Origin of the sequence: Streptomyces acidicola (genome assembly GCF_009377235.1) — a bacterium.
Taxonomy (GTDB): Bacteria; Actinomycetota; Actinomycetes; order Streptomycetales; family Streptomycetaceae; genus Streptomyces; species Streptomyces acidicola.
This window is the reverse complement of sequence record NZ_VMNX01000271.1, coordinates 1-11996: the sequence shown is the minus strand read 5'-3', so window position 1 is coordinate 11996 and position 11996 is coordinate 1. Positions and strand designations below refer to the sequence as shown.

Sequence of the window (11996 nt, the reverse complement as noted above, 5' to 3'; positions counted from 1 at the left end):
GGGAAGAAGGGGAGGGGTGGCCGGTGGGCCGGTCATCGTCCCTTCGCCTCTGGTGCCAAGGAACTGCTGACCCAGTCCCTCCGCGTCGCCCTGGCCCATCGCGACCGTCACATCGGAGACGAGCACTTCCTCCTGGCCCTCACGGCCCGCCCCGGGGTCGCCGCCGAAGTCCTTGCGGATCACGGGGTGACTTATGCGGCGGTGGAACGTGTGCTGTGGGGTGGCGAGGGGCAGGCGAGGGCCGGCTGAGGGCCTGAGGCTCGCCGCCTCGTCGGCACTCGCAACACGTCACCGTCCGCATATCACCCGGCACGCCACTCGCTTCACCTCACTCCTTGGGCGTCCGCAACGCCGCTCCGATGTGGGCCGCTGCCGTGGACAAGTGGCGGCGGGCCTCGCGGAGTTGGTCCTCTGTGACGCCGTGGTCGCGGGCCGCGTCGCGGATGTCGTCACGGAAGCGGTCGAGGAGGCGGTCGAGGTCACGGGCGGCATTGCCCGTGGAGGCCTCGTGGGCCCAGACGGGCTCGTACTCGGCGGGGAAGTCGTCTGGAGTGGTCGTGTAGTCCGGGGAGGGTGTGGCGGTTTTGGATGTCCCCGCCGTGCCCGTGTCCGTGCCTGTCCCCGTCCCCGTGTCCGTGCCCTTGTCGGACGTCGCTCCCGGGCGGCCGAAGCCGAAGTCCTTGCCCCAGTCCTTTCCGAAATCGCCGAATTCCTTTGCCAGTTCGGAGAGTCCCTCACGTACCCCGGTCGGCCAGTCGCCCCGCGCGAAGTGGTCCTGGACCTGTTCCTGAACGCGCTTGGCGAGGCGCTGGAACTCCTCCTGCGCTTGCGTATGGGCGTGCTCCTGGGCCTCCTTGGCTTGGCGACGGGCTCGCTGGGCCTCCTCACGGGCCCGGCGGCTCTCGTCCTTCGCGCGGCGGGCCTGCTCCTTCCACTCCTGCTTGACGCGACGCATCTCCTCCTTCGCGGCGCGCCAGGCCTCCTTGTCGGTGTAGTCGCCGAAGTCGCCGAGCGGGACCTGTTCTCGAGCCCCGCTCCTGGTGCCCTTGCGCGCCTCGGAGGCCGCCGCGCGCATCTCGCGGCGCAGGTCGCCGGCCGCGCCCCGGACGTCGGCACGGATCTCCGCGGCCAGCTCCGCCACCGACTCGCGGATCTCCAGCTCCAGGTCGGCCAACTCGCCTCTGCGGTCGGCCAGTTCGGCACGGCCCGCGTCCGTGATCGCGTACACCTTGCGGCCGCCCTCGGTGGTGTGCGTGACCAGGCCCTCGGCCTCCAGCTTGGCCAGGCGCGGGTAGACCGTGCCCGCCGAAGGCGCGTAGAGGCCCTGGAAGCGCTCCTCCAGGAGGCGGATCACCTCGTAGCCGTGGCGCGGGGCCTCGTCCAGCAGCTTCAGCAGGTAGAGGCGTAGGCGTCCGTGAGCGAAGACCGGGGGCATGTCAGAGAACCTTCTTGTCAGTCGTGCCGTCGGACGCATTCTCGCCGGATCCGGTGCCGGCCGGTTTCGGATCCTCCGCTTCCGAGAGGTTCGACGAGTTCGACGAGTTCGAAGGGGTCGAAGGGGTCGAAGAGGTTGAAGAGGGCGAAGGGGTCGGGGAATTCGATGCGGCCTGGAAGGTTGGGGAGGCCGGGGTGGTCGCGGAGGTTGCGGAGGCCGGGGTGGTCGGCGAATCGTCCTCCGATGGAGGTCTGCGGAGCAGGGCGATCGAGCCCGAGATCGTGGTCGCCCTCAGCTTGCCCTTGCCCTCGCCCAGGCGGCCCGTGATCTTGTGGGCGCCCCACGGGCCGCTGACCCGGAGGTCGTCGAAGGCATTGGCGATCGTGCCGCTCGCCGTGTTTGCCTCGACCTCCGCGTCCGCGGGGTGGGGGAGCCGGATCGCGATCTCGCCGGAGACACTGGTGAGGCCGACGTCCGTGGGGCTGCTCGTGGGGTCGAGGTCGAGGATGATCGAGCCGCTCACCGAGTCGGCCTTCACGGTCGGGCAGGAGCCCTCGATGACCGTCAGGTCACCGGAGACGGAGCTCAACCGCAGGTTGCCGGTGACGGCTTGGGCCTCCACGTTCCCGGAGACTGTCGTCGCGCGCACCGGGCCCGACAGGCCGACCAGGGTCGCGTCGCCCGAGACGCCCTTCACCTCCGTACGTCCGTCGAGCCCGGAGACGACGGCCGTCGCGCCCACGACGCCCACCTCGACGCGTGTGCGGGCCGGAACCGTCAGGGAGATCAGCGCATTTCGGCGCCATCCCTTGCGGTCGAGCCACTTCAGGAAGCCCTTCCAGGGGAGGTCGTCGTACGCCACAGTCAGCGTGCCGCCCTCCTGCGTCACCGTCAGAGGCGGCCCCTCGATGTCGGACACCTCCAGGCGCGGGGAACCCTCGTCCGTGCCCACGACGTTCACCGTTCCATTGACGATGCGCACATGGAGCGTCGTCACGGGGTCGTCGAATGTGAGGTTCCGCGGCTCGGTGACGGACCACTCGGACATGGTGTTGACCTCCTCGACCGGGCGCGACGCGCCATATCGCGTCTTCCGTTATTCACGATATATCGCGGTCATGGAAAGTCAAGGCACTCGTTCTGGTGACCCCGTGGGGATGTATGCGGACAAAATGCCCTGATGTGGGGGTGCGTCAGGGCAAGCTCCTGGAGGTTGAGGCTCTCGGTCTCTCTCCGCTGTCGATCCCTCTCTGCTCCCCGCGCGTTCTTGCTCTGCCGGGCGGAGGGTGAGCCCGTCGCCCGTGGCGGGCCGGCGGGGGCTTCCTTGAGGTGAGTGCTGTCAGCGCCTCGCAGCGCTGCCCGCGCTGTGGCCACACCGCCTGTTAAGGGGGGCGAACGACAAAGCGCCCTGCTGTCGGCGCGCAGAAGGCGCCGTTCTACTCCTCGTCGTCTTCGTCGTCCAGCCGGGCCAGCCACGTGGCGAGGCGTTCCACCGGCACCTCGAAGTCCGGGTTCAGGTCGACGAACGTCCGCAGTTGCTCGGCGAGCCACTCGAAGGTGACCTCTTCCTCGCCGCGCCGCTTCTCCAGCTCCTCGATACCGCGGTCGGTGAAGTACATGGATGGTGCTCCGTTGGTTCTGTGAGGGGTGGGAGTCCTCCCTCGCGGGAAGAACTCTTCCCTTACGGGAAGAAAGGGCGAGGACTTCCTGGGAGGGAAGCCAAGGAAAAGGATAGGCGGCTCAGTGGGGCGCTTGAGGGCCCTCGCGGGCCGGCCCCGTGCCACTGGCCTGCGCACCGGGCAGGCGGGATCATGGGGGGTTCAGGGGAACGGGGGAACGGGGATGCCATGGGGGACGTGACGCGCGTCGCGCGCATCGAGATGCCGGACGGGACGCCTGTGTGGGCCCGGATATCGGGGGCCGAGGAGCTGGCCGTGCCGTCCGGGGAGTTGTCGTACACGGACACCGGGTTCGCCGACCGGGTGGAGGCGCAGGTCGAGAGCTTGCAGTCGGTCGTCACGAGCGTCGCGCGCTCGCTGGCCGCACCGCTGCGCACGGTCCGCCCGGACGAGGTCAGCGTCGAGTTCGGGATTGAGCTGACGGCGAAGGCGGGCAAGGTCGTCGGTCTCCTCGCGGACGGCGAGGCCAAGGCGGGTATCAAGGTCACGCTGACCTGGAACGGCGGGCCGCCTGATCCGGACTCGCCCGCAGTTGACTCGTCCGGTCTCGACTCGTCCGCGTCCGGCTTGCCCGATCGCGACTCATCCATTCACGACTCATCCATTCGCGACTCATCCATTCGAGGCTCGTCCGTTCAAGGTTCGTCTGCTCACGGCTTGTCTCCTCATGATCCAGCCGCTCCCCGCTCGGGCCAGGGCGGTCGGCCCGGTGATGCGCGCGCGGGCGCGTCTCCCGGCGCTTCGGTGCATGGAGGCGCGGGCGACCCGGTCACCAGGAGCGGGGCGTGATGGGCGGGTACGCCCCGGGCGCATCGGACGGGCTCGGTGACGCCCACAGTGCGCTCCGTGAACTCGTCATGGCCGCGACAGTGCGCATCCATCGGGCGGGGGTCGGGTATGCCCTCGACGAGCCCGGGACGTTCCTTGGAAGCGGCTTCTTCGTCGCGCCGAACTGGGTTCTGACCTGCGCGCACGTGCCGAGGAGCGAGAAGGGGGGCGAGGTCACCGTGGTCTATGAGACCGATCCGGGCCGCGGTGCGACCGCTGTCGCCGGGGAAGTGGCGGCCACCCTCCCGGAGTACGCCGGGCTTCCCGTACAGGGCGCCTGGCCGGCTCCGGACCTCGCCCTCGTACGGCTCCGCGAGCCCGTCGACCACGAGTGCGTGTACCTCTCGGAGCGGCCCGCCGCCTATTACAGCGAGAGCAAGGTGTTCTACGCCGGCTGGACCGTGCTGGGCGGGCAGCTGGTGCTCCTGGACGGGCCGCTCTCGGTGCACGGCGGCGTGCGCGGAGCGTCGGCGGGGGTGCAGATGCGGCTGGGTGACAACGACCTGCCCCTCGGCGTCTCCGGAGGACCGGTGGTCGATCCCGAGCGCGGCGAGGTCGTCGGCATCCTGAAGTCGCGGTCGGACCGTGGCAGCGGGGGCACCTCCATGGGGGTCGAGCAGTTACGGACGCTGCCGGTGCCACGGGGCGAGATGCGCGCCGAGCACGACGACCTGTACCAGGCGGTCCTGCACGCCCATGACCGCTACCACCGGGACAGGCAGCGGCACGCCGACTCCGTCCGCCCCACCTGGGCCGACGCGCAGAGCCGGCTCCACGCGCGCCCCGGGCGCACTCTCAGCCCGGTCGAGCGCGTCGAGCTGCTCGGCCGGCTCGCGGAACTCCCGCCTCCGGTCAGCACCCGCAGCCTGCTTGACCTCCTCGACTCCCTTCCGGACCACGAGGCCGCGGTTCCGGCACCGGCGCCGCGCGGCTGGCGTGACGGTCTCGGCGCGCTGTACGCGAATGCGCGCCAGGACGGTGCGTTGAAGCTCCTCCTCGACTACGTGGTGGGGGTCCTGTTCGCCGAGCGCCCGTTCTCCACGCCCGGTACCCAGGACGCCGAGCGTGCTCTGTGGGAATGGGTGCACCAGGCCGCGCTGGGCCTCTCCTCGAAGCACCGGAACAGGTTCGCGCGGCTGCGGACGGATTGGATGCGGCAGCGATCGCAGGCTCCCGTGCCGCCGTCCCCAGGAAAGGGGCACGGGCAGCCCGGGCAACCGGCAGAGGTTCCCGACCCGGCGCGCATGGAGCACGAGGAGGCGCCCGCCGGCGGTGCGCTGCGCCGGACCGCGCTGCTCGAACTCCTGGAGCGCGGCTGGCAGCGTGACCACTGCGACTGGAGGGTCTCCGTGGTGCACCCGGGCGGGGAGATCGAGCGCCTCGACGAGGCCGAACAGGCCCCCTTGGACAGGCTCCCCGAACACCTCGCCGGAGCTCTGGACGAGGCGTTCCGCCAGTGCGACGAGGGCGAACGGCCCGCCGTCCTCCAGGTGGCGCTGCCACACGCGCTGCTCGGAGTCGCCGTGGACGAGTGGCAGTTGGCACCCGGCGAGCCCCCGCTGGGCACGTACCGTCCCGTCGTGGTCCGCAGTGCCGACCGCGATCAGCCGTTCGACGAGGGAGAGTTCTGGCCCTTCGAGCGCGACCGGGCCTACGGCGCAGGCGATGCGTACGACCCACGTGATGCGCCTGGCACACATACCGCACACGACGCATACGCTGCGCGCAGCATGCATGCCCCATATGCCTCACATGCCGCACATACTGCGCACGACGCGCTTGCCCCCCACGACCCGCCTCACACCCTTCACCCCCCTCACGCCCACGACGAGCGCGAGTCCCGCTGGTACTGGGTGCACGCCCACGCCGCCAAGGGGGAAGTCCTGGACTGCGACGACGGATTACGGATACCCGTACCGACTGTGAACCGACTACGTGGTCTGCATCCCGGCGCCGTGCCGGTGCTGTGCCGCCACGGCGACCAGCGCTTCGAGGACGACACGATGGCCCTCGCCCGGATCGTGCACGGCGGCTTCGGCGTGGCTCTGTGGCGGCGCTGGAGTGGCGGACGGGACGCCGTGTGCGGTGAGTTCCACCGGAGAGCGGGCGACACCGTCGCGGTCGCGGGCGGAGCCGACCGGCTCCCGGAGCTGGTGCGCACGCTGCGCGCCGGAGTACGCGCGGGGCGCCCGGAGACGTTCTGGGCGGACGGTATTGCGCTGCTCTACGACGATCCGCACCAGCCCCTGCCCGGTACTGGTGGTGACCTGCTGGAGGCCCCATGATCCGGCCAAGTCCCGGAGTCCGCCGGGCACTTACCAGGCTTCCTGTGTATCGATACGGTGATGCACGTTCTACGGACCGCAATGCATGTTCGACGGCTGCCAGGGGCGGACGAGTGACGACGAGGACCGGACCATGACCGAATCCAGGACCGAATCCAGCGAGTGGCTCATCTACCGAGGCGCCGGGGAACCCCACGACGGCATGGACCGGCTGCCCCCACCCCCGCCGTGGCGTGACTTCGCGAGCCGGGAGACCGCCGGACCCGGTGCGGACGGCTCCCAGAACCGCCGTCTCGGCGCGCACCGGCACCTCGCCGAACTGCACCGCCCCGGCGCCGAGGAACTGGAGATGATCAACGCGGCGCTCTATCTGCGCCGCCCCCTCCTGGTCACCGGCAGCCCTGGAGCCGGCAAGAGCACGCTGGCCCACTCCGTCGCGTACGAACTCGGCCTGGGCAATGTCCTCAAGTGGTCCGTCGTCAGCCGCTCCACGCTTCAGGACGGCCTCTACCACTACGACGCCATCGCCCGGCTCCAGGACGTGCAGATCGCCGCGCAGGGAGGGTTCGGAAGCGCGCCCGGCAGCCCGGGAGCCGTTGAGGGAATCGGCAGCTACATCCGCCTCGGGCCCCTCGGTACCGCCCTGCTGCCGTCCGACACACCGCGCGTACTGCTCATCGACGAGCTCGACAAGAGCGACATCGACCTGCCGAACGACCTGCTCAACGTGCTGGAGGAAGGCGAGTTCGCCATCCCCGAACTGGAACGCGTCGCCGACCGACTGCCGGACGGGGAGGCCGAGGTGCTCACCGCCGACGGCGCCAAGGTGCGGGTGCGTGACGGCCGGGTGCGCTGCCGCGCCTTCCCCTTCGTGGTCCTCACCAGCAACGGGGAGCGCGACTTCCCGGCCCCTCTGATGCGCCGCTGCATCCACCTGGAGCTCGGCCGGCCGGACCACAAACGGCTCGCCACCTTCGTACGCGCCCACCTGGGCGACGAGGCCGCACGCCGCGGCGACGATCTGATCACCCATTTCCTGGAACGTTCCCGCAGCGAACTCCTCGCCACCGACCAGCTGCTGAACGCGATCTACCTCACCGACGCGGCCGCCCCGACCAGCCGCGACCGACTCGCTGACCTGCTCATCCAGCGACTCGACCGCCCGAGGTGAGGCGCTGATGCCCGACGCTGCGGCGCCCCACGGCCCGGGTTCCTCCGCCGGGACACCTGGCGAGGGCCCCGATGCCGGACACTCCGTCGTGCCTGGTGGCGATGGAGCGTCCGAGGTGCCTGGTGGCGATGGAGCGTCCGACGTGCCCGGTGGTGACGGAGCATCCGACGTGCCCGGGAACGGGGGAGCCTCCGACATGCCCGGTGGCGACCCGATCGCCGAACTCATCGCCCGGCTCAGGGAGATCGGCCTCGACCCCGACGCCGAGGCGCTGTGCGACGCCGTGTGGCTCGCCCGCTGGACGCGGCCTGCGAACAGCGACGAGCAGACCGAGCCGCCTACCCACCCGGGCGTGGGGCCCGTGTCGCGCGGTACGCCGACACCCGGCGGCCCCGTCACGACCCCCGGCGAACCGGACATCCCGCCCCCTCCCACGCCCGTGCGGCCCCAGCCGTACGACGGTGAGGGCGACCGGCGCGTGGCGCTGTTCATGGCGGACCCGGTGCCGCAGCACGGTGCGCCCCGCACCGGCGGGCAGGGCCGGGCGACGGCGCTGCCGGTGGGGGTGCCGGCGGCCCCCGCCTTCCCCGCCCCACTCGAACTCCAGCGCGCACTACGGCCCTTGCAGGGTTACCGGAGTGCCGCGCCGCCCCTGCGCAAGGTGCTCGACGAGACCGCGACGGCCGAGCTGAGCGCGCGGGCCGGAGGGCTGATCCTGCCGGTCCACCGGGCGGTGACCCGCGCCGACGCACGGCTGCAACTGGTCATGGACGCCTCGTCGTCGATGCGTGTATGGGGCCGAATGTTCGCCGAACTGGAGCAGTTGTTCGGCCAGTTGGGCGCCTTCTGGGACATCCAGGTCAGTCATCTCCACCAGGTCCCGGACGGCGCGCCGGCCGTCAGCCGCAGCCCGGAGGCGTACGCGGCGCCGCTGCACTCCACGGACCGGCTGAGCGATCCCACCGGACGCCGGATCACCCTCCTCGTCAGCGACTGCGCGGGCCCGCTCTGGCACACCGGCCAGGCCCACCGGCTGCTGCACCAGCTTTCCCGGCAGGCCCCCGCCGCCGTACTCCAGCCGCTGCCGCAACGCATGTGGAACCGCACCCGGCTGCCCGTCACCTACGGCGAGCTGACCCGGGGTGAGGCGCTCGGCGGCGCCGCCGCGCTGCGCGTGCGCACGGCCACCGGACGGACTCCGGAGAACCGCAAGGGCGCGCTCCCCGTGCCCGTGCTGCCGCCCGAGCCGGTGGCGCTCGGCGCATGGGCGCGGCTGTTGTCCGGGGCCGGCGCGGGTCCGGTGGCCGGTGCGGTCGGCTGGGTGCGCGCGGACCAGCCACCCTCCCCGGCGGCGCGCGCCGGGCGCCGCCCCTCCCCACTCGAACTGGTCAGCCGGTTCCGCGCCACCGCCTCCCCGGCCGCGGGCCGCCTCGCCGTCTACCTGGCGGCTGCCCCGCTCTGTCTGCCGGTGATGCAGCTCGTGCAGCGGACGATGCTGCCCGACTCGGGCCCGTCCGAACTCGCCGAGGTCCTGCTCAGCGGCCTGCTCACCCGCGCCAGGCAGGAGTACGGCACGGACGGCGCCCAGTGGTACGAGTTCGCGCCGGGCGTGCAGGAGTCGCTGCTGTCCCCATTGGGCCGGGACGAGGCCATGCTGGTCCTCAAGCACTGCTCGGAGTACATCGAACAGCGCTTCGGCAAGGGCGGGCCCAACTTCCCGGCCCTCGCTCTCGCCCAGCTCGGCGGAGGCGGCGACGGCGGCGACGGTGGCGGCGACCGGAGCGAGGCCGCCGGACGCCCGTACGGGCCCGGTGCCGGCTACCCCGGCGGGACCGGCGAGAACGGATTCAACGGCGCGGCGAACCTGGTCCCTCAGCCCTTCGCGGAGGTGGCCGTACGGGTCCTGGAGCGGTTCATGCCGCTGCCCCGGCAACTGGCGCTCTACGGCAGCCGGGAGCGCACCGGACCGGCCGAGGAGCGGCTCACACACCAGGCGGTGAACCGGGCCCGCGATCTGCTCGCCCGCTTCGACCGCGAGGGCATGGTGCAGGACCTGATCGACGCGGTGCAGTTCCTGCGCGGCGCCACCGAACATGAGCAGCCCACGGACCGGGATCCCGAACTGTGGGCCGAGTACGCCCACTGCCTGCTGCGGCTGTGGGAGGTACAGGGCGGCGCCGACCTGCTGCGCGAGGCGGAGTCGGCAGCCGAACGGGCCGTGGCGCACCCCGGCGCCGTACGCGAACGAGCCGTCCTGGCCAGGGTGCTGCGCTCGGCCGCCACCGACCGCAGGCGTCACGGCGACCGGCGGGGCGCGCTCGACCTGCTGCGGCGCGCCGACCGGGAGTACGCGGTGGCCTGCGCCGATCCCCACCTGGACGACGACAAGGAGGCGCTGCGGCTCACTCTCGAACGAGTCGGCGCCCTGGAGACCCAGGCGTGCCTCGGCGGGGACAGCGCGCTGCTCCAGAGCGCGGTCGGCATGCTGGAGGCGTTCGCCGACGCCTGGCCCGACCGCGGTGAGCGTCCGCCCGAACTCCCGCTCGCTCACGGCCGGATCCTGCTCCGCCTGTCCGACGCCACGGCCGACCCCGAGCAGGCCCGCGGGTACGCGGAACAGGGTGCCCAGTCGCTGCGCGCGGCGCTGGAGGCAGCCTCGGAGGACGGAACGGCCGGCCCGGAGACGGCACGCGAACGCGTCCGTATCCTCCTCGACCTGGTCGACGCGCTCCTCAGGGCGGGCGGCGACCTGAACGACGTCGGGTCCCGCGTCGACGAGGCGCTCGCCGTCACCCGTGAACAGGGCCTGCGCGCCGCGCTCCTGGTGCGCGCCGGGCGCATCCACGTGGCCCGGTACGCCGACTCGGGCGACCCGCTCGAACTCCAGGACGCGGCCGCCCGCTTCGGCGATGCCGCCCACCGCATGCCACGGGACGCCTCCGCCCACGCCGACGTGCTCGCCGAATGGGGCGACGTGCTGCTGCGCCGGGCGCAGCTGGAGACCGGCGCCCGCTCCCCGGACCACCTGTCCCGCGCGATCCGCGTCCTGCGCGACTGCCGCAGGGAGACCCCGGCGGGCAGTGACCGGCTGGCCCACCGCATCCTCCAGCTCGGCCGCGCCCTGATGCTCCGGTACCGCGGCCGGGGCGACCGTGTCGACCTGCGCGAGGCCGAGTACCTTTTCGGGCTCGCGGCGGCCGACGCGGACGATGCCCTGCTGGCGGCCCGCTGCTGGCTCGAACTGGGCCAGGCCCAGTTCGAGGCGTACCAGAGCCTGGACCGTCCGGCCCGCCTCGACGAGGCGGTGGACGCGTTCCGCAGCGCCGCGGAGTCGGCCCGTGAGGCGGAGGAGGTGGCCGAGATCGACCGGCGGCGCCAGGACGCCGTGGAGCTGGGTGCGCAGGCACACCACTGGCGGGGTATGTCCTTCGAGGCGGCCGCCCGCCCACGCGCGGCCAAGGATGCCTATCGGTCCGCCCGTGCGGAGTGGGCGCGACTGCCGGACGACATGGTGAGCACCAGCGAGCCGACAGCACGGCAGACGGCACAGCGGCTGGCGGAGCTGGAGTGACGGGGGAGAGGGAAGAGGGGCTGAGGATGGACATACGGGACGAGCCCGCACGCGAGCCGGAGAAGCAGCTGTCCGCCGAGGTCACGGACCCGGGCCGGCCGCAGGCTCCGCTCCCGGACCTGCTGGAGCTGGACCTGGCGGAGCTGAGGACGATCCAGCATCCGGTGCTGCGTGAGGTGCTGGAGGATCTGCGGGAGCGGGCGGCGCAGCCGAGCGAGATGCTGTGGGGGTTCAACAACGCGTTCTGAGGGCGAGAGAGACCGGGACCGCGCAGCTCACAGGGCGTCACTTCAGGTCGAAATACTCGCCCATCCGGCCAGCTGGGAGCCGGCCGGCGTTTGTCGGTTCCCGGTCAGGGAATACGCCCGGGCACGGGTAGGGGGCCGTGGCGCGCTGGTGCGGGCCGTACAGCATGGGGGTGCCGGAGTGTCTGCACAGGTCGCTCCCCACCCGGCATCCCAAAACCCCACCCCGTTCCGGCAGTTCATCGTCAAGATGCACGGCCGCTGCAACCTCGCCTGCCGCTACTGCTACCTCTACGAGGGCCCCGACCACTCCTGGCGCACCCGCCCCGCGGCCGCCTCGCCGGCCGTCCTGGACCGCACGGCGACCCGTATCGCCGAACACGCCCGGGCCCACGCCCTGAAGGCGCTGTCGCTCGTGTTGCACGGCGGCGAACCCCTGCTGGCGGGCGCGGACACGCTCGCCCGCTTCACCGGTCTCGTACGCGACCGGGTCCCGCCCGACTGCGCGGTGCACGCCACCGTCCAGACCAACGCCACGCTCCTCACCGAGCAGCGGGTGGCGGTTCTGGCCGACCACGGTATCCGCGTCGGCATCAGCCTCGACGGCGGCCTGCCCGCCCACAACGCACGGCGCGTCGACCACGCCGGGCGCCCGTCCTGGCCCGCGGCCGTGCGCGGGGCCCGCCTGCTCGCGGACCGCTTCCCGTCGTCGTACGCCGGAATCCTCACGGTCGTGGACCCGACCCTGGACCCGATCGACACATACGACTCGCTCCTCGCCC

Annotated in this window: 10 protein-coding genes; 7 read left to right on the top strand and 3 right to left on the bottom strand. The window is 72.0% G+C overall.

Annotated elements, in window-relative coordinates; genetic code table 11:
• Positions 1-249: Clp protease N-terminal domain-containing protein (locus FPZ41_RS39970; protein ID WP_194236386.1), on the top strand; the 249-nt coding region annotated here is incomplete at its 5' end.
• Positions 250-328: 79 nt separating this feature from the next.
• On the opposite strand, the gene FPZ41_RS39965 is transcribed toward FPZ41_RS39970, so the two are convergent.
• From FPZ41_RS39965 to FPZ41_RS39955, 3 genes are all read right to left on the bottom strand, one after another.
• Complete coding sequence (locus FPZ41_RS39965) at positions 329-1435, bottom strand: PadR family transcriptional regulator (RefSeq protein WP_152868925.1); 1107 nt, start codon at positions 1433-1435, stop codon at positions 329-331.
• A gap of 1 nt (position 1436) precedes the next feature.
• Positions 1437-2483 (bottom strand): DUF4097 family beta strand repeat-containing protein, encoded by a 1047-nt coding sequence (locus FPZ41_RS39960; RefSeq protein ID WP_152868924.1) that lies wholly within the window; start codon positions 2481-2483, stop codon positions 1437-1439.
• Between the two features lie 388 nt (positions 2484-2871).
• Positions 2872-3054, bottom strand: coding sequence for a DUF6104 family protein (locus FPZ41_RS39955; RefSeq protein WP_005312030.1), 183 nt, complete (start codon positions 3052-3054; stop codon positions 2872-2874).
• Between the two features lie 228 nt (positions 3055-3282).
• Between FPZ41_RS39955 and FPZ41_RS50470 the strand changes: the two genes are divergently transcribed.
• The 6 genes from FPZ41_RS50470 to FPZ41_RS39925 all read left to right on the top strand — a co-directional run.
• Positions 3283-3903 (top strand): CU044_2847 family protein, encoded by a 621-nt coding sequence (locus tag FPZ41_RS50470; protein ID WP_228023312.1) that lies wholly within the window; start codon positions 3283-3285, stop codon positions 3901-3903.
• Positions 3903-6227, top strand: coding sequence for a VMAP-C domain-containing protein (locus FPZ41_RS39945; RefSeq protein WP_228023311.1), 2325 nt, complete (start codon positions 3903-3905; stop codon positions 6225-6227). Before FPZ41_RS50470 ends, FPZ41_RS39945 begins: the two co-directional genes overlap by 1 nt.
• 133 nt (positions 6228-6360) lie before the next feature.
• On the top strand, positions 6361-7398 hold the full coding sequence (locus FPZ41_RS39940) for an AAA family ATPase (protein WP_152868922.1): 1038 nt from the start codon (positions 6361-6363) through the stop codon (positions 7396-7398).
• Positions 7399-7594: 196 nt separating this feature from the next.
• Positions 7595-10969: an SAV_2336 N-terminal domain-related protein gene (locus FPZ41_RS39935; RefSeq protein WP_152868930.1), complete on the top strand. Its 3375-nt coding sequence runs from the start codon at positions 7595-7597 to the stop codon at positions 10967-10969.
• A 26-nt stretch (positions 10970-10995) separates the two neighbouring features.
• Positions 10996-11217 carry an FxSxx-COOH cyclophane-containing RiPP peptide gene (fxsA, locus tag FPZ41_RS39930; RefSeq protein WP_152868928.1) on the top strand — a complete coding sequence of 74 codons (222 nt, stop codon included), beginning with the start codon at positions 10996-10998 and terminating at the stop codon, positions 11215-11217.
• A gap of 247 nt (positions 11218-11464) precedes the next feature.
• Positions 11465-11996: radical SAM protein (locus FPZ41_RS39925; RefSeq protein ID WP_194236387.1), on the top strand; the 532-nt coding region annotated here is incomplete at its 3' end.